This is a genomic window from Streptococcus respiraculi, assembly GCF_003595525.1.
GTDB classification, from domain to species: domain Bacteria; phylum Bacillota; class Bacilli; order Lactobacillales; family Streptococcaceae; genus Streptococcus; species Streptococcus respiraculi.
On the sequence record NZ_CP022680.1, the window covers coordinates 1096939 to 1114502 of the forward strand.

Annotated in this window: 17 protein-coding genes and 1 other annotated feature; of the genes, 15 read left to right on the top strand and 2 right to left on the bottom strand. The window is 37.7% G+C overall.

The annotated features are described in order from the left end of the window. Positions 1–28: 28 nt before the first annotated feature. The 9 genes from cps2T to CHF41_RS05570 all read left to right on the top strand — a co-directional run bounded on the left by cps2T (position 29) and on the right by CHF41_RS05570 (position 10794). Complete coding sequence (cps2T, locus tag CHF41_RS05530) at positions 29–1177, top strand: beta 1-4 rhamnosyltransferase Cps2T (protein WP_119876355.1); 1149 nt, start codon at positions 29–31, stop codon at positions 1175–1177. Then, positions 1174–2109: a glycosyltransferase family 2 protein gene (locus CHF41_RS05535; protein WP_119876356.1), complete on the top strand. Its 936-nt coding sequence runs from the start codon at positions 1174–1176 to the stop codon at positions 2107–2109. Before cps2T ends, CHF41_RS05535 begins: the two co-directional genes overlap by 4 nt. A gap of 3 nt (positions 2110–2112) precedes the next feature. After that, complete coding sequence (locus tag CHF41_RS05540; RefSeq protein ID WP_119876357.1) at positions 2113–2919, top strand: ABC transporter permease; 807 nt, start codon at positions 2113–2115, stop codon at positions 2917–2919. Next, positions 2919–4121: an ABC transporter ATP-binding protein gene (locus tag CHF41_RS05545; RefSeq protein ID WP_119876358.1), complete on the top strand. Its 1203-nt coding sequence runs from the start codon at positions 2919–2921 to the stop codon at positions 4119–4121. Before CHF41_RS05540 ends, CHF41_RS05545 begins: the two co-directional genes overlap by 1 nt. Positions 4122–4125: 4 nt before the next feature. Beyond that, on the top strand, positions 4126–5169 hold the full coding sequence (locus CHF41_RS05550; RefSeq protein ID WP_119876359.1) for a LicD family protein: 1044 nt from the start codon (positions 4126–4128) through the stop codon (positions 5167–5169). An 8-nt stretch (positions 5170–5177) separates the two neighbouring features. Next, positions 5178–6410 carry a rhamnosyltransferase WsaF family glycosyltransferase gene (locus CHF41_RS05555; protein ID WP_119876360.1) on the top strand — a complete coding sequence of 411 codons (1233 nt, stop codon included), beginning with the start codon at positions 5178–5180 and terminating at the stop codon, positions 6408–6410. Next, on the top strand, positions 6403–7389 hold the full coding sequence (locus tag CHF41_RS05560; protein ID WP_119876361.1) for a glycosyltransferase family A protein: 987 nt from the start codon (positions 6403–6405) through the stop codon (positions 7387–7389). The genes CHF41_RS05555 and CHF41_RS05560 overlap by 8 nt, the downstream gene beginning before the upstream one ends. Before the next feature lie 9 nt (positions 7390–7398). After that, positions 7399–9831 carry an LTA synthase family protein gene (locus tag CHF41_RS05565; protein ID WP_119876362.1) on the top strand — a complete coding sequence of 811 codons (2433 nt, stop codon included), beginning with the start codon at positions 7399–7401 and terminating at the stop codon, positions 9829–9831. A 486-nt stretch (positions 9832–10317) separates the two neighbouring features. Then, on the top strand, positions 10318–10794 hold the full coding sequence (locus CHF41_RS05570; protein WP_119876363.1) for an EbsA family protein: 477 nt from the start codon (positions 10318–10320) through the stop codon (positions 10792–10794). Here CHF41_RS05570 and CHF41_RS05575 read toward each other — a convergent pair whose 3' ends face one another. Further along, on the bottom strand, positions 10795–10992 hold the full coding sequence (locus CHF41_RS05575) for a ferredoxin (RefSeq protein WP_119876364.1): 198 nt from the start codon (positions 10990–10992) through the stop codon (positions 10795–10797). A 50-nt stretch (positions 10993–11042) separates the two neighbouring features. Here CHF41_RS05575 and CHF41_RS05580 point away from each other — a divergent pair, with 50 nt between their 5' ends. The 6 genes from CHF41_RS05580 (at position 11043) to CHF41_RS05605 (ending at position 14255) form a co-directional block, all read left to right on the top strand. Next, on the top strand, positions 11043–11552 hold the full coding sequence (locus CHF41_RS05580; RefSeq protein WP_119876365.1) for an SAG1386/EF1546 family surface-associated protein: 510 nt from the start codon (positions 11043–11045) through the stop codon (positions 11550–11552). Positions 11553–11560: 8 nt separating this feature from the next. Continuing rightward, entirely contained in the window at positions 11561–12238 is a 678-nt protein-coding gene (gene cmk, locus CHF41_RS05585) for a (d)CMP kinase (RefSeq protein ID WP_119876366.1), read from the top strand. Positions 12239–12264: 26 nt separating this feature from the next. Then, positions 12265–12394 (top strand) — a sequence feature (ribosomal protein L20 leader region). A 15-nt stretch (positions 12395–12409) separates the two neighbouring features. Continuing rightward, positions 12410–12940 (top strand): translation initiation factor IF-3, encoded by a 531-nt coding sequence (gene infC / locus CHF41_RS05590; protein WP_075098933.1) that lies wholly within the window; start codon positions 12410–12412, stop codon positions 12938–12940. A 26-nt stretch (positions 12941–12966) separates the two neighbouring features. After that, entirely contained in the window at positions 12967–13167 is a 201-nt protein-coding gene (rpmI, locus tag CHF41_RS05595; protein ID WP_003025048.1) for a 50S ribosomal protein L35, read from the top strand. Positions 13168–13211: 44 nt separating this feature from the next. Then, the gene (gene rplT, locus CHF41_RS05600) at positions 13212–13571 is read left to right on the top strand and encodes a 50S ribosomal protein L20 (protein ID WP_119876367.1); all 360 of its coding nucleotides are present in this window, start codon (positions 13212–13214) and stop codon (positions 13569–13571) included. A gap of 54 nt (positions 13572–13625) precedes the next feature. Further along, positions 13626–14255 carry an HAD family hydrolase gene (locus CHF41_RS05605; protein ID WP_162911922.1) on the top strand — a complete coding sequence of 210 codons (630 nt, stop codon included), beginning with the start codon at positions 13626–13628 and terminating at the stop codon, positions 14253–14255. A gap of 463 nt (positions 14256–14718) precedes the next feature. Here the strand turns inward: CHF41_RS05605 and CHF41_RS05610 are convergent, their stop codons facing one another. Beyond that, positions 14719–16851, bottom strand: coding sequence for an LTA synthase family protein (locus tag CHF41_RS05610; RefSeq protein ID WP_119877144.1), 2133 nt, complete (start codon positions 16849–16851; stop codon positions 14719–14721). Positions 16852–17564: the final 713 nt, after the last annotated feature.

Sequence of the window (17564 nt, forward strand, 5' to 3'; positions counted from 1 at the left end):
GAGTATAGTTTTTAGAGTTTAGGACACAATGAAACATATTTTTATTATTGGCAGTCGTGGATTGCCAGCCAAGTACGGCGGTTTTGAGACGTTTGTGGAGCAGTTGGTCAGCCGCCAAATCAGCCCAAATATCCAGTATCACGTGGCCTGTCTGTCAGATCAATCTCATCACGAGCACAGAGATTACAAGGGGGTCGACTGTTTTACAATCAATCCTCCAAAGTTAGGACCAGCGCGCGTGATTGCCTACGATATGATGGCGATTAGCTACGCCCTTTCTCTGATCAAAAAAGAGCAGTTAGAAAAGCCGATTTTCTACGTTTTGGGAAATACAATCGGCGCCTTTATTGCGCCTTTTACGAAGAGAATTCATGCAGCAGGTGGTCAACTATTTGTCAATCCAGATGGCTTAGAGTGGAAGCGGAGCAAATGGTCACGGCCAGTACAAAGCTATCTTAAGTATTCTGAGAAGCTGATGAGTCGTCATGCAGATCTTGTGGTGACAGACAATGAAGGCATTGATGAGTACATCCGTAAAGCCTATCCATGGTCCAAGACGACCTATATTGCTTATGGAACAGATTTAGCGCCAACCAGCTTGACCAAGGATAGCCCTGACGTACGCGCATTTTTTGACCGTTTTCAGTTGGTGGAAAAAGACTATTACCTGGTCGTTGGGCGCTTTGTTCCAGAAAACAACTATGCAACCATTATTCGGGAATTTATGGCGTCTCACACTTCGAGAAAATTGGTTATTATCTGTAACCACGAGGGTTCGGCTTATTTTGAAACTTTGAAAGCTGAGACCAGTTTTGATACAGATGAGCGAATCTTGTTTGTAGGGACCGTCTACCAGCAAGAATTGCTGAAATACATTCGCCAAGAAGCTCGGGCTTATCTCCATGGACACGAGGTCGGCGGGACCAATCCAGGTTTACTAGAAGCACTGGCTCAGACCAATGAAAACTTGATTTTAGGTGTAGATTTCAACCAAAAAGTAGCAGCTGATACCGCCCATTATTGGACCAAGCAAGAGGGGGATTTAGCGGATTTGCTAAATAACATCGACCTTCAAGAGGAAAATCAAGCCCTAGGTCAAGCAGCCAAAAAACGTATGGAAACTCACTATACATGGGTGAAAATTGTCGACCAGTATGAGGACTTATTTTTACGATGAAAGTACATATCTTATTATCCACCTACAATGGTGAACGATTTTTAGCTGAACAAATTGACAGCATCCGAAAGCAGACCTTTCAGGACTGGACCCTGCTGATTCGCGATGACGGTTCAAGCGATGGAACACAGCAGATTATCAGGGACTATTGTCTAAAAGACAAGCGGATTTTCTTCATCAATCCAGATGATACGTTCAATCTCGGCGTGATTCAAAGTTTTCACACTCTTTTAAAATATGAAAGAGCAGACTACTATTTCTTTAGCGACCAAGATGATATCTGGCTACCTCATAAGCTGGAACTCCAGCTTGCTGCTGCAACAGCCTATGAGGAAGAAAGGCCTCTGCTCGTCTACACAGACTTGAAAGTGGTAGGGCAGGATTTGGCTGTGATGTCTGAAAGTATGATCAAAACGCAGTCGGACCATGCCAATACTCAATTGGTACAGGAATTAACTGAAAATACAGTCACTGGTGGCGTAGCCATGATCAATCACAGCTTAGCGGAGCTTTGGACTGGTCAAGAAGAATATGACTTGCTCATGCATGATTGGTATCTGGCGCTAATGGCTGCTGCTCTTGGTAATCTCGTTTACATTGATGAGCCAACAGAACTCTATCGTCAGCATGAGGCGAATGTCTTGGGGGCACGGACGCTGAAAAAGCGCATGCAGAATTGGATTCGTCCCCAGGTGCTATTTACCAAATACTGGAAATTGATTAAGGATAGCCAAAGGCAGGCGAAAAACCTCTTGGCTCTTCCTCTAACTGCTAAGGATAGAGAGTTGGTCGAGAACTTCGTGAGCATTATGGAAGTGCCATTTGTAGGGCGTTTCAAGCGTCTTCGTACTTATGGCTATCGGAAAAATAAGGGCTTCCATACCCTAGTCTTTACCAGCTTAATTCTGACAAAATTTGCCTATAAGGAGTAAATAATGAATTTGTTTGATAAAAAAAATATGATTTTATTAAAAGAAATGGTCAAAACGGACTTCAAACTTCGTTATCAAGGGAGTTTGATTGGTCATTTGTGGTCAATTTTAAAGCCACTTTTGCTATTTACGATTATGTATCTTGTATTTGTCCGGTTTTTACGTTTTGATGACGGAACTCCTCATTATGCAGTTAGCTTGCTACTCGGTATGGTGACGTGGAACTTCTTTACGGAAGCGACCAATATGGGGATGTTATCAATTGCTTCTCGTGGTGACTTACTGAGAAAAATTAATTTTCCAAAAGAGATTATTGTGTTCTCTTCCATTGTCAATGCTGCCATTAACTACTCAATTAATTTATTTGTTGTATTTGTGTTTGCCTTAATCAATGGGGTAGCGCCTACATTGCAAGTATTGGTGATTATTCCTCTCTTTTTAGAATTGTCGTTATTTGCTACAGGAATTGCATTTATTCTAGCAACATTTTTTGTGAGGTATCGTGATATTGGTCCGATTTGGGAAGTTATTTTGCAAGCAGGGATGTATTCGACACCGATTATTTACTCCCTTACTTATATTATTCAACGGGGGCATATGACTATTGCAAAATTAATGATGATGAATCCGTTGGCTCAGATTATCCAAGAGTTAAGACATTTTATTGTTTATTCTGGAGCAACAATTTCATGGGATATCTTTGAAAATAAGATTTTTTTAGTCATTCCTTATGTGCTATCTATTTCAGTCTTTGTATTTGGATATGTTCTTTTTAAACGAAAATCTAAGAAATTTGCGGAGATTTTATAATGACAGAAAAACAAATTGCTTTAAAAGTCGAACAGGTGAGTAAGTCTTTCCGTTTACCAACAGAATCTACTCAAAGTTTGCGTACGAGTTTGGTTAATTACTTTAGGGGAGTCAAAGGATATAAAGAGCAACATGTCTTAGAGGATGTTTCTTTTGAAGTTGAAAAAGGAGATTTTTTTGGCATTATTGGACGAAACGGATCAGGAAAATCAACACTTCTAAAAGTTATTTCCCAAATTTATACACCTGAGTCTGGAAAAGTTACTGTAAATGGGACTTTGGTTCCCTTTATTGAGCTTGGGGTAGGATTTAATCCAGAATTGACAGGACGTGAAAATGTTTATTTGAATGGTGCACTTCTGGGCTTTTCTAGAGAAGAAATCGCAGCGATGTATGATGATATTGTAGAATTTGCAGAATTAGAAGAGTTTATGGATCAGAAATTGAAGAATTATTCTAGTGGAATGCAAGTGCGTTTAGCTTTTTCAATTGCCATCAAAGCGCAGGGTGATATTCTTATTTTGGATGAAGTATTAGCAGTTGGAGATGAAGCTTTCCAGAGGAAGTGTTTTGATTATTTCCGACAACTCAAAGAAGAAAAGAAGACAGTCATACTTGTTACTCATTCGATGGACTCTGCTAAGAAATTTTGTAATAAGGCAATCATGTTAGAAGATGGGAAAGTTGTCTTAAACAGTTCGCCAGATGAGGTTGCTAATTATTACACGATGAAAAATTTAGAGAGCCGTAATCAGGATGAGCAACAGGATAATGATATTGATAAGCCTTGGATTAAAATAGAATTACTCTCTAAGACTGTCTTATCTAGTCAAGATATGTTGAAAGCTAGAATTTCTTACTATACACCGGAAGACGTTCCTGTTAGTTTTGGAATTTCCTTGATTGACGAAAACACGGATAAAACTTCTTCTGTTATTAATGATGGTATTTACGATGAGGATAAAAAGTGGAAGATTACCTCTAAGAAAAAGGGGATTCACTCTTTTGATTATGAGTTGCCACTATCTGATTTTAATAATCGAAATTTTGAATTGACAGCTTCTTTGTTCCAATTTGATGAACAGTATAAGGAATTCATTCCTTATGCATTTATAGAAAAAGAAGACATTGTCCATTTTGCTATTCGTGGTGAAAAACATGATAATGGATTGTTAAAATTGAAAGGAAACTGGGAGAGATAAGGGAATGGATCCTGTTCAGAGAAAAATGTTTCAAGTATATGAGGAAGTGAAACGAATTTGTGATGAGAATAATTTACGCTATTTTGCAGCAGGTGGAACTAAGATTGGAGCTGTATTATGGCAAGGGATTATTCCATGGGATGATGATATAGACCTGGTTATGCCAATCAATGATTTAGAAAAATTGGTGGATATCATTCAGAATTCAGAGTGTGAGGATATTGCAGTTTTTGATGGTCTAACAACGTTACATTCTGATATTTTGGGAATCAAAGTCTATGATACTCATTCTATGTTTACGTCTAATAATTTGTTGAATAGACCAGATTCATTTACAGGTATTTTTGTTGATATATTTCCGTTAATAGGTGCTCCGAATGGAGATATTTATCCATTTATTGAAGATATATACGAAGTCGGAGATGCATTATATCGTCAGCGGTTGTTTGGGACAGATGAGTTAGTGATTTCTCAATATATAGAAAGAATGCAAGATATACTTCATCGTTATTCTTTTGACGAAGCTGAGACGATTTTAAATGTTGCTAATCCAGTTGGAGAACATTATCCGAAAGAGGAATTTTTAGATTATCAATATTTTCCTTTTGAAACGAGTCAAATCCCAGTCTCAAAACAGTATGATAGTCATTTGAAACAACAATACGGTTTCTATACGAAAGATTGGCCGGAAGAGAAAAGGCAGCATTTACATCAAGAATTTGCCTTGGTAGATACTGAAAAAACTGTTGATTTTTATAGACATACTATTGAAACGAGTCCTATCCGAAATTATATGGAAAAACTATGGACTATTAAATCAGAGCTCGAAAAATCAGTCTTTGATATTGACGATAGTAGAAAACTAACGGAAGAAAAATATAGAGAGTTGGAAAAAGAAAAGGAAAAGTTAGAGGCTGAAATGGAAGTTATGGTAGTGATGTTGAAAGAACTAGAGTCTCGTCATCTATCTCTATTAAATTCTAAAAGTTGGAAGATAACACAACCATTGAGAGCTATTACAAATTTTATTCAATCTAAACGAAAGTAAAAACGAATATGTTAAATAAGTTAATGAATTCTTACCATAATGAAGGTGCTAGAGCTACCTTAAGAAAAATCTGTCATAAATTAAAGAATGGTGGGCAAGTTGTAGGAACTACGCCATCAAAAATGAATATGTCAGAGATCCCTGTTATGCCTCAATTTGAAGATTTAATGAGGGCAGATTATATTCATCGTCCGTATGTGAAACCAGAAAAATTGGACAAAAAACGATTGAATATAGCATGGGTGACGCCTCCTGTTGGACCAGGTGGAGGGGGTCATACGACTATTTCACGATTTGTACGATATCTCCAATCTCAGGGACATCGGTTGACTTTTTATATTTATAGGAATAATACGATTCCTCAATCTGCAAAAGAAGCTCAGGATATTTTTGAACGTTCTTACAAACTCAATATTCCAGTTAAGGAATTGGAAGAGTTTCAAGATGAGGATGTTGTTTTTGCGACTAGTTGGGAGACAGCCTATGCTGTATTTAATTTGACTGGTGAAAATCTACATAAATTTTATTTTGTTCAAGATTTTGAACCAATATTTTATGGAGTTGGCTCTCGTTACAAATTAGCAGAAGCTACTTATAAATTTGGATTTTATGGAATTACAGCTGGAGCCTGGCTATCTGATAAGGTTAAAGAATATGGTATGGAAGCAGATTATTTTAACTTTGGGGCAGATATTGATGTGTATAAGCCTAAGGCTAAAATGTCAAAAAAGAAAAAAATCTCCTTTTATGCTCGTGCTCATACAGAGCGTCGTGGATTCGAGTTAGGTGTCATGGCTTTGAAAATATTCAAGGAAAAACATCCAGAATATGAGATTGAGTTTTTTGGACAAGATATGTCAAATTATGATATTCCATTTGAATTTACAGATAGAGGTATCTTAAATAAACAAGAACTAGCAGAAATTTATCACGAAAGTGTTGCTTGCTTAGTTCTTTCTTTGACAAATGTTTCTCTTCTTCCACTTGAACTCTTAGTTGCAGGATGTGTACCAGTCATGAATACAGGGGATAATAATACGAAGGTGTTAGGTGAAAATACAGATATTGTTTATGCAGAAGCTTATCCTGTTGACTTAGCTGCTAAGCTGTGTCAAGTAGTAGAAAAAACGAACATCAATGAGCATGCTGAAGCAATGAGTCAGAAATATCAAGGTACATCATGGGAAGAGAGTTATAAAAAAGTAGAAGAGATTATTTTGCGTGAGGTGACTCATGGCTAAAGAAAAGAAAGCGACGGTCTTTATTCCTGTATATAATGGAGAACAGGATCATTTGGAAGAGACTTTAGAAGCACTCTATCGACAAAAAACCGATTTTGACTGGGATGTACTTATTACAGATTCAGGATCTCGAGATAACTCTGTGCAAATCATTGAGCGATTTGCTAAGAAATATGGCAATCTTCAATTAAAGAAAATTGCTAAAGAAGATTATTCTCATGGAGGAACGCGCCAAATGGCAGCAGAAATCTCCTCGGGAGAAATCATGGTTTATTTGAGTCAAGATGCGGTTCCTTATAATGAAAATTGGCTGACAGAGATGGTTGCTCCATTTGCCCTAAATCCTCATATAGCGGGGGTTGTCGCACGTCAGAAGCCTCGTTTAACCTGTTTTCCAGCGATGAAATATGATATTGAAGCAGTATTTCGTGAGCAGGGGGCTGAAGATGCTCTAACTTTTTGGACACGTTCGGATGAAGCATTAAAAGGAAAATACACCAAAGAGTCTTTTTATAGCGATGTGTGCTCAGCAGCTCCTCGTGAGTTTTTGGTCAATCAGATTGGCTATCGTCCGGTAGCTTATTCTGAAGATTACGAGTATGGAAAAGATATTGTAGATGCAGGCTATATCAAAGTTTATAACGCTAAAGCAATTGTAGAGCATTCTAACGATGTTCTTTTGTCAAACTATAAAAAACGAATCTTTGATGAAACATACAGTATTCGTGTAAATAGTGGTACAACAAATCGGATCTCTTTAGTGACTGTATGGGTGACAGCATTTAAAGATAATTTGAAAGATTCTGTACGAATTTGCAGAGATCGCGATTTTTCGTGGAAACGAAAATTATATTGGTTAGCTGTCAACCCATTATTCCATTTGGAAAAATGGCGTGGCATTCGTTTAGCGAATAAAGTGGATTTATCTGCGGATAATAGTCAGTATTCGTTAGAGAAGAGTAAAAAATATGAAGTGTAGGAATAGGCTGTGTTCATAAAACGAAATATATATTATTTTTTTGCAATAATTTCATTTTATATTCTAAGCTATCGAGAAATCACATATAGTATCATAGGAGCAGGGATATTAAAATCTTTTCATTTGGAACAATATTATCAGATAGGTATTGTCTTTTCTATTACGATGCTGGTGTTTTTATTATCAATTTCTACTTCGGTAAAATCATTTTTTGAAATTTCGATTTTATATCTTCTCTATTTGATTTCTGCTTATTTTATACAAATGACATTAAAAATCAATGATAAAAAATTTCTTTGGGAACAATTTTCGAAAAATCATTTTTGGCAAAGTAATTTTTTATGGATTACGATTATTATTCTATTATTCTCTTTTCTTTTAAGAGTATGTAGGGAAATATATTTCCCTTCCTATATAGATAGCAGTAGCGTTAGGAAAATGAAACGTTTGATGTTAAGTCAGTTTTTGACATCTTTTATCCTGACCAGTAGTCAAATGCAAGACAGAATATTGACGAATCGTTTGCTTCCAATAGATTTGAAAGATAGAGGTACGGTTTTTGGACATTTATTTATTTATATTTTACTAGCTTATGTGGTAGCTTCTATTCTATCTTATGTTTTTATAAAGTCTTGTGAAAATTTATTTAAAAATAAGGCAAGCTTAGCTTTATCTCTCACGACAAGTCTGATTTTAGGTACAATCTATAACTATTATATTCAAATTGGCATTACTGAATATGGGAAATGGTATGACTATTACATTGTTTCAGGTGCTACGATTTTCCAAATATTTATTTTGACCAACATTTTTTTAATTATTTATCTTCTATGTAATCGCTATGTGTTAGGAACTATTTTAAATATTGGTCTAGGTTTTTTCATTAGTTTTGTCAATAGTGTTAAATTTGAAATGAGAAGTGAGCCTTTTTTACCTACAGATTTGTCTTGGTGGAAGGAGCTTCAAGCACTGTCAGAATTTGTTTCAATAGACATAGGTCCCATTATTTTGGGGATTATCTTACTCGTGCTGCTAGTAATATATTTGCAGCGATTAGGGCAACTATCAAATAAAATTATATATCATAATTGGAAGAGAGTGGCCTATATTTTTGTTACTTTGCAATTTTTTTTCGGTATCGGCTGGATACTTTCTAATGAAGAAGATGGAAACATTCCCAAAGGAATTCCTGTATTATCATCGGTTAATAACGTTTATGACATTTCTTGGCAAGGTTTGAATGCGCGAGCAAGATTTCAATCATTGAGCTATGTTTGGATAAAACAGTTCTCAACTAAAGTTATGGAAACACCAAATACATATTCAAAGTCTAGCATTAGTGAAATTGTCCGAAAATATGAAAAGCTTTCAAAAGAAATAAATGCTAATCGAGTGAATCATATTTCTGAACAAACGGTTATTTATGTGCTCAGTGAAAGTTTATCAAATCCAAAGCATATCCCAGGCATCATGACTTCTGAGGAAGTATTACCAAATATAGAGGCAATCAAAAACCAAACAACTAGTGGTTTAATGAAGTCAGACGGTTATGGGGGAGGAACCGCTAATATGGAATTTCAAACTCTCACAAGTTTGCCTAAATATAATTTAACACCATTTGTTTCTATTCTCTATTTGGAAATTGTACCAAGGTTATCTAAATTCCCTAGTATTAGTGACCAATTCTCTATGGATAATAGAATTGTTCTACATTTTGCTAATGCGAAAAATTATTCTAGAAACGTTATCTATAAGCGGTTAAATTTTGATCGACAGATATTTTTACATAACGGAAATGTTAAGATAGAAACGCCAGCTGCTTTAGGAGCTTATCCTAGTGATGAGTCAACTTATAATGAAGTATTAAATCAGTTGGATACTAATAGTAATCAGTTTTTTTCGGTCATGACAATGCAAAACCATGCACCTTGGTACTTCGAAACACCAGAAAATTTAGTTGCAACAGGAGAAAGTCTTACAGAATCGGAGAATAGCTCTCTTACCTATTATTCTCGCTTACTTTATCAAACTGACCAAGCTACGAAAAAATTTTTAGATGAATTGTCGAAAGTAGACAAAAAAGTTACAGTAGTATTTTACGGAGACCATTTGCCAGGTCTATATCCACAATCAACTTTTTCAAAAAATCCAGATAGTCAGTATTTGACAGATTATTTTATTTGGAGTAATTTTGAGACTCCGAAACTAGATTACCCACTTGTAAATTCAAGCGATTTTACAGCACTAATGTTAGAACAAACAAATTCTAAAGTATCACCCTATTATGCTTTATTAACTGAAGTGTTACACAAAGCAAGTGTAGATAAAAAAGAGCTTGATGAAGAGGGCAAGCAGATTGCGGAGGATTTAAGATTGGTTCAATACGATTTAGTAGCGGGGAAAGATTATCTTTCAAAGGAATTCTTTGAAATTCCTAAATAGGTATATGTAATTTAGGAATAGAATAGCTTCAGAACATAGATAAACCCGAGATTTATTTAAACAAATTCAAAACCTCTGCTAACTGAACATTTGATTTTCCGATTTTCGCGAGCAGAGCGAGCCTCATCAGATACTTTTCGCTGTGGTAAAGTAGCGTCATGATCGGTCATGACGCTACTCGGAAATTTTGAGACCTCGGGCTCAAAATTCAGGTATGGAATTCCGCAGGAAGTCGCTACCGTACGCACCACCTAAGAAAAGTATTTCAAAAAAACTTTTTCTTCAATCTTTTTTCTTTTACTTGAGAAATAAACAAACTCTTAGAAATACTGCTATATCAGCACTTCTAAGAGTTTCTGTTATATGGTAGTCAACCTCAAAAATAAAAATTTTTCTATCCCTAATAAGATTTGTCTACGTGCTGAGAATAGCTTAGCTATTCTATTTTTTCTCATTTTATGCTAAAATGGTAGGAGGAGGAGCGAAATGATTAAGATATTTGGTCGGATTCGATATCACTGGCAGCCAGAATTGTCCTGGTCGATTATTTATTGGTCCTTAGCAATTACTCCGGCTTTTCTTGCCCTATCTCTCATATTAGAAAAGTTACGAATATCTGATACCATTATTCAGCTATTTGTTCTGGTCATTATTATGTTTGGGATCGGTTGGCATAGGTATTTTGTAATCGATGAGGAGTATTTACGGATTGCTTCGGCAAATCCCTTTGCCTCAAAAAAGGTTCGGATAAATACGATTTCTAAGATTGAAGTGACCTATCTATTCGTGAAAATTTTTTCGACCGATATGCCAGAGGGAAAAGTCTATTATATCCGAAAGTGGCCGAAAAAGTATTTTGTCAATGCGCTAGCCCTCAATCCCCATTTTCAAGGGGAAATTGTCTTGACCGATCATCTGATTACGCAGGACTATTTTGAAGAATATTATGCGAATAAGGACTAACTAGTCGACAGAAATCGCTTTTGTAGGACAGGATTTAGCAGCTAGGAGCGTGTCTTGTTGCTCAGTAACTTCGATGCTAGTATCCTCAGGGGAGTCAGCAAATAAGACAATGCCATTATCATCGTAGTCAAAGACAGTTGAAATGGTTTGGCAGAGTCCACAAGCGATACATTTTTCTGGATAAAGTGTAATTTTCATATTATTATTGTAATGAGATTTTATTAAAAAAACAAGGAGAAAGATTATTCATGTCACAAGAACCATGGAATGAGGAAATTTATCAATCTACTGAAAGTAGAAGGAGTCGTTCAAACAAGGGTAGCTCAAGTACCCGAGTGCTGAGCATCTTAGCCGTATTATTCTTATTTATTGTTATTATCACCACCGTTGCTATGGTCTATCTCTCTCATGGAGGTAGTAAGACAGATGCTACTCAAGAATTTTACAATAGCAACAGTACAGTGACAGCAGCAAGTAGCGCGAAGGAAGAAACTTCTACAGCAAGTACAAGTAGTCAGTCGTCAGAATCATCTGCTCCTGCAAGTGAATCAAGCAGCAGTCGTGTAGCAGACACAACTCAATCTTCTACAGCAGTCGCTGGTGAAACGCTTAGTGTTCAGGCAGGCGAAGGTGCAGGATCAATTGCAGCACGTGCGGGAATTTCAATTGAGGAACTGGAACGCTTAAACCCAGATAAAATGACAGGTCCTGGTGGAACTTGGTGGGCAAACCCAGGTGATATCGTTAAAATTAAGTAAGAGGAATTATGAAATCAATTCAAATCGCCATTGATGGTCCAGCATCAAGTGGCAAGAGTACCGTTGCAAAGATTATTGCAAAAGAGTTTGGTTATACCTATTTAGATACGGGAGCTATGTATCGGGCGGCGACCTATTTGGCCCTACAACATCAGGTGAACCAAGAAGACAGCGCAGCTATTATCGCCTTGCTAGAGCAGTTTCCAATTAGCTTTGGTCGCAATGAAAGTGGTGAGCAGTTGGTCTTTGTCGGCGATGTCGACATCACCCATGCCATTCGTGAAAATCAGGTGACTAATAATGTTTCCTTGGTCTCTGCCCTTGCTCCCATTCGTGAGAAATTGGTCGATTTGCAGCGCCAGATTGCAGCACAAGGTGGCATTGTCATGGATGGACGTGATATTGGGACAGTTGTGCTTCCTGAGGCGGAGTTAAAGATTTTCCTTATTGCATCTGTTGAAGAGCGAGCACTTCGTCGCTTTAAGGAAAATAAGGGAAAAGGGATTCCAACTGACTTGGAACGCTTGAAAGAAGAAATTGCCCTTCGTGACCATAAAGACAGTACACGAGCTGTTGCTCCTCTAAAAGCGGCAGATGATGCCATTACCTTTGATACAACAGGTGTATCGATTGAGGGTGTGGTAGAATTTATTTCCAAAAAAGCAAAAGAAATTCTTGACAAGTAAAAAAAGTATTGGTATACTATTAACATTGAGAAAAGCAGAAGTGAGAGCTTCTCGCCTTGCGACTAACGTTGTCTGGCTCTACGTGTTAAATTTTCTTCGGAAAGATAATGATGTAGTGGTGGACTTGTGTTAGCAAGTCTACTTTGTTTTTCTCGAAAAAAATAAAATGAGGTGAAAGCCATAGCAAAGCAAGATTTGTTCATCAATGATGAAATTCGTGTGCGTGAAGTTCGTCTTATCGGTCTCGAGGGTGAACAGTTAGGAATTAAACCGCTCAACGAAGCCCAAGCGATAGCTGATAGTGCTAACGTTGATTTAGTGTTGATTCAACCGCAAGCTAAACCACCTGTTGCGAAAATTATGGACTACGGTAAGTTCAAATTTGAGTATCAGAAAAAACAAAAAGAGCAACGTAAAAAACAAAGCGTTGTGACGGTCAAGGAAGTGCGTCTCAGTCCGACTATTGATAAGGGAGACTTCGATACAAAACTTCGTAATGCCCGTAAGTTCCTTGAAAAAGGGAACAAAGTAAAGGTATCCATCCGTTTTAAAGGACGTATGATTACCCATAAAGAAGTTGGAGCAAAAGTCTTGGCAGAATTTGCTGAAGCAACGCAAGACATTGCGATTATTGAGCAAAGAGCTAAGATGGATGGACGTCAAATGTTCATGCAACTGGCACCAGCTTCAGAGAAAAAATAAGCTTACTAAGCAAAAGGAGAATTAAAATGCCAAAACAAAAAACTCACCGCGCATCAGCTAAACGTTTCAAACGTACAGGTTCTGGTGGATTGAAACGCTTCCGCGCTTATACTTCACACCGTTTCCACGGTAAAACTAAAAAACAACGTCGTCACCTTCGTAAAGCAGCAATGGTACATTCAGGTGACTTCAAACGTATCAAAGCAATGCTTACAGGACTTAAATAAGTCAAATTACTAGAAATTAGAGAATTATTCGGAGGAAAATATAAATGGCACGTGTTAAAGGTGGCGTTGTATCGCGCAAACGCCGTAAACGTATTTTAAAATTAGCTAAAGGTTACTATGGTGCAAAACACATCTTGTTCCGTACTGCAAAAGAACAAGTAATGAACTCTTACTACTATGCATACCGTGACCGTCGTCAGAAAAAACGCGATTTCCGTAAATTGTGGATTACTCGTATCAACGCGGCTGCTCGTATGAATGGTCTTTCATACTCACAATTGATGCATGGTTTGAAATTGGCTGAAATCGAAGTAAACCGTAAAATGTTGGCTGACCTTGCTGTAAATGACGCAGCTGCTTTCACAGCACTTGCAGATGCAGCAAAAACTAAGCTTGGTAAATAATGAAAAAGGATGAGAGGAATCTCATCTTTTTTTGCGGAAATAGGAAGAAGACAGATGATCCGCTGGATATTTTTTGATGTAGGGTCGACTTTGGTAGATGAAGCAGTCTCTTATCAGCGATTTGCAAATGAGTGTGCACTGGTTTTACGAGATTATGGAAAGCAGGTGTCTGCGGCAGAATTTTTAGAAAAAATGAAAGAGATGGCAGCACTTGGAGAAGCCCCTATCAGAAGTGCCTGGTCTTGGTATGGTTTGCTGGCCAGTCTACGTCCTAGATGGAAGCATGTGGATGAGATAGTCTATCCAGATGTCATTCCGACTTTGAACTATCTTAGTCAGTTCTATCACTTGGGGATTATTGCTAATCAAGGACGAGGCTTAGAGGAGCGATTGGAAGTATTTGGAATTCGCCATTTCTTTGATAAAATTATCTGTTCAGAAGAGATTGGTTATAAAAAGCCTAATCGAGCGATTTTTGATGTTGCGTTAGCGGATGCGAATTGTAGAGCTGAAGATGCTATTTATATCGGAGATCGCATGGACAATGATATTCTGCCCGCAAAGGCAGTAGGAATGCGAACGGTACATATTTTACAAGGAATCGGACCACATGACTGTCCAAATACAAGACTAGAAAGTGATATCACGATTCAGCAGTTGAGCGACCTTTGCTCCTTATTTTAGGATGCCTGTCCTAAACGGGGTAGTATAGTGAATTGAATAAAGGTTAGGACATCGTTCAGTCGCTTTGATGAATGCCAGTTTTATCTGCAGCTCCTTGCCTTGTCCTATTCCTTTCTTAATTCACTATATTTTCTGTATCTGATTAGCAGTAGAATGATAATCTCAACTAGAGTGCATTTTCTATGCTTATTTTAAATAGAAATTACAGTAAAATGTGAAATAGATAGGCGAAAAACAAAACTGGCAAAAACGAAATTTTAAGTGAGAACAACTCGTAAAAAACGCATAAAATCAAGGTTTCTAAAAACTGATTTTATGCGTTTTTACACTATTTGAAGACTTTCTGTCCAGCCTCGTTACATTTTCTAACAACAGGCACATCATTTATTGATAGCTGAGCTGAGTAAGAACAGAATGAGGATAACGGGTTTCTATGTTATCATCGTTATCGAATGTTATTCCCTTATTCTTTTTTCTCACTTGAAGATGAACTACTAGAAGTTGAGCTATTGGGACTCGTTGAAGCAGGATTTGATTCGTGTAGGTTACGATAACTTGGTGCTTGGAATAGGTCAACGGTTGATTTTTCGCCATTTTTGCTATACAGGCTGGTGGAGTTGTCCCCTAGTTCTTCTTCAAGAGCCAATTGTGTCTTGAGAGAGTTAATATAAGAGATGTCCTTCGTGTTTACAGTTGGTAGACCATTGTCTAGGAAGCGAAGGAGATCGCCTGTCTGAATGGCGTCACTTGCCGCCAGCTGGTTTTTGACGCGCGTGCGAATATCTTCAACCTTTTTGAGGGTTTCTTCATCAGGATTGGTAATTTCTTCGCCTGTTTTGGTGCTATAGAGTTTTCCACCATAGCTGGTGTAGTCAGGGGTAATGAAACTTCCAGGGGTACGCAACGCAACAATTTGATGATTATCTTTTGATAAGAGGTCCTGTCCAACTTGGAGGTATTTTTTAGAATCAATTCCTAGAAGATGCTCTAGCGTAGGAAGGGCATCGATTTCTCCACCGAAGGTATTAATGATACGTCCTTTGTTCATTCCTGGAACCACAATCATGTACGGAACTCGTTGGAGCATCGCGTTATCATAGTCTGACCAGGTTTCAGAGTTGGCATCAAGCAAAGGTGCTAAGCTCGGATTACGAGAATTGGAGATTCCGTAGTGATCTCCATAAAGAACAATAATGGATTTTTCATAGAGACCTGTTGCCTTCAAATAATCGAAGAAGGCCTTGATCGAAGCATCCAAGTAATTAGCGGTAGCAAAGTAGCCGTTGATTGTTTCATCTTTTGTATCGGCCAGTGGGAATCCCGTTTCATCGCCTGTGAGGCTGGTTGTGTAAGGATAATGGTTTGATACGGTGATAAACTTAGTGTAGAAAGGTTGCTGCAAGTGTTCAAAGTATTGAATCGAATCAGCAAACATGACCTTATCGTTTAAGCCATATTCAAAAGAATTTTCGGCAGTGGTCTCTGTGAAATAGGACTTATCAAAGAAGTAGTTATAGCCCCATTGTTTATAGGTGTTGTTTCGATTCCAGAAGCCAGCAGCATTTCCATGAAAGACAGCTGATGTATAGCCTCCTTCTTGAGAAAGGATATGAGGCGCTGCTTGTTGCGTATTGCTGCCACCGTATTGTACCATGAAGGAGCCTTGATTCAGCCCAAAGAGTGATGTTTCTATCATGGTTTCGGCATCAGAGGTTTTACCGGCCTTTACTTGATTGAAGAAGTTAGAGAAGGCAAAGGTCGAATTGGAGTGGTAAAGGGAATTGAGAAATGGTGTGACTTCATACTCTTTCCCGTCTACCTTTAGCTTGTAATCGATGATAAACTGTTGCAGACTTTCCAAATGGAGATAGATGACATTACGGCCTTTTGCCATACCGAAGAATTCATCATTTGGCTTAGCGTAATGCTCTGCGACATATTCTTGAACAGGCACCAAGTCTTCGGCTGTTGCTTCTGAACGGTCCTTGTGGACATTATAGGTCTGGTAAGCGTTGTAACCTAAGAAAGATGGGAGTCCCAAAGCGCGGACGATATAGGTATTGGAAAACCCGCGTGACAATAACTCAGGACGATCAATTTCTGCTAAAAAGAGATTGATTGAAAAGAGTAGGATAGACAGGGCCGTGACTGCAAAACTAGACCGCTTGTTAAAGGGCTGTGGATCGACCGGTATTTTTTTCTTGAAAAAGAAATACGTCACCACAATAAAATCCAAGAAATAGACTAAATCCCAGATTCTCAAGGCCTTGAGGGTCGTTTGGAATAACCCAGCTGCAACGCTCGAGCTCGCCATCATGGTTGAAATCGAGATGTAGTCCGAAAACTCTCTAAAGTAGAGGGTATTTGAAAATAGCCATAAGAATAATAAGAAGTAGAGCAGTCCTGCTGTTCGGTAAAACCATTTAGTTGATTTGACGTAGAGGGCAAGCCCGATAAAGAGGAGACCGACAGGAAGTGGATTGATAAAGAGGATAAAGTTCTGATAAAAACCCTTGGTATCTAAATTGAAGTCAATGAGGTAAGCCCACAGTGTCTTTCCCCAGTAGAGTGTGACCAAAATGAGGATAAAGCCCATTCTAGAACGTAATACTTTTGATAGCAGATAACGATTTTTGTTCACAAGAGCTTCCTTTCTAGTAATTGTACATTTCACAAAATCTTAGTCCATTATACCATATTTTTAAAATATTCCTTAGTAAGAGAAGTTTTTTACACGGAAAGATGTTTAAAAGTAGATTTTCATAAAGTAGGTTTTTGATACTTTCTTGACTAATACGGACGCACTTAAGCCTCACTAATGCCGGAGTTTTAATTGCTAATTTCTGAGTCTAAGACCTCAAACGCTCCGTCAAGGAGTAGGGAGATCTATCCTACATCGATATCAGCTACTGTAATCTTTTCTAGTTCGTGAATGGTTAGTCGGAACGAGGTTACTTGTTTGCGCGACAAGTAATCGTTTGTAATACTCAATTAAAATCAACGTTAGCACTTTGGGATACTTTCTTAAATAGTGTGGTCGCAAGCAATCTTGAGTCTAAGGTCTCAAAAAAGCCGTGCCTAGCAACTACTTTTTTGTTGCTAGGCATTCCACTATTTCGAATGTATCGCCTTTGGCTCATTTCGTTCAATACATTTTTTTAAAGAGTAGATATTGATAAGATAAAATAGCTATTTTTGATTTTTATTGGGGAGTATAAACAGTCAAAAATCGTAACAGATAAGAGCTTGAAAATCATTTTTCGTACCTTTAGCATGTCAATAAGAGAAGTTTTTTTGAGATATTATACA

What these genes read in the sequence shown, in the direction of transcription:
- CHF41_RS05610 (WP_119877144.1), bottom strand. Translation starts at nt 16,851, where the DNA reads ATGGGCTTTATCCTCATTTTGGTCACACTCTACTGGGGAAAGACACTG.
- CHF41_RS05560 (WP_119876361.1), top strand. Translation starts at nt 6,403, where the DNA reads ATGGCTAAAGAAAAGAAAGCGACGGTCTTTATTCCTGTATATAATGGA.
- CHF41_RS05540 (WP_119876357.1), top strand. Translation starts at nt 2,113, where the DNA reads ATGAATTTGTTTGATAAAAAAAATATGATTTTATTAAAAGAAATGGTC.
- rplT (WP_119876367.1), top strand. Translation starts at nt 13,212, where the DNA reads ATGGCACGTGTTAAAGGTGGCGTTGTATCGCGCAAACGCCGTAAACGT.
- CHF41_RS05535 (WP_119876356.1), top strand. Translation starts at nt 1,174, where the DNA reads ATGAAAGTACATATCTTATTATCCACCTACAATGGTGAACGATTTTTA.
- rpmI (WP_003025048.1), top strand. Translation starts at nt 12,967, where the DNA reads ATGCCAAAACAAAAAACTCACCGCGCATCAGCTAAACGTTTCAAACGT.
- cmk (WP_119876366.1), top strand. Translation starts at nt 11,561, where the DNA reads ATGAAATCAATTCAAATCGCCATTGATGGTCCAGCATCAAGTGGCAAG.
- CHF41_RS05605 (WP_162911922.1), top strand. Translation starts at nt 13,626, where the DNA reads ATGATCCGCTGGATATTTTTTGATGTAGGGTCGACTTTGGTAGATGAA.
- cps2T (WP_119876355.1), top strand. Translation starts at nt 29, where the DNA reads ATGAAACATATTTTTATTATTGGCAGTCGTGGATTGCCAGCCAAGTAC.
- CHF41_RS05545 (WP_119876358.1), top strand. Translation starts at nt 2,919, where the DNA reads ATGACAGAAAAACAAATTGCTTTAAAAGTCGAACAGGTGAGTAAGTCT.
- CHF41_RS05570 (WP_119876363.1), top strand. Translation starts at nt 10,318, where the DNA reads ATGATTAAGATATTTGGTCGGATTCGATATCACTGGCAGCCAGAATTG.
- CHF41_RS05575 (WP_119876364.1), bottom strand. Translation starts at nt 10,992, where the DNA reads ATGAAAATTACACTTTATCCAGAAAAATGTATCGCTTGTGGACTCTGC.
- CHF41_RS05580 (WP_119876365.1), top strand. Translation starts at nt 11,043, where the DNA reads ATGTCACAAGAACCATGGAATGAGGAAATTTATCAATCTACTGAAAGT.
- CHF41_RS05555 (WP_119876360.1), top strand. Translation starts at nt 5,178, where the DNA reads ATGTTAAATAAGTTAATGAATTCTTACCATAATGAAGGTGCTAGAGCT.
- CHF41_RS05550 (WP_119876359.1), top strand. Translation starts at nt 4,126, where the DNA reads ATGGATCCTGTTCAGAGAAAAATGTTTCAAGTATATGAGGAAGTGAAA.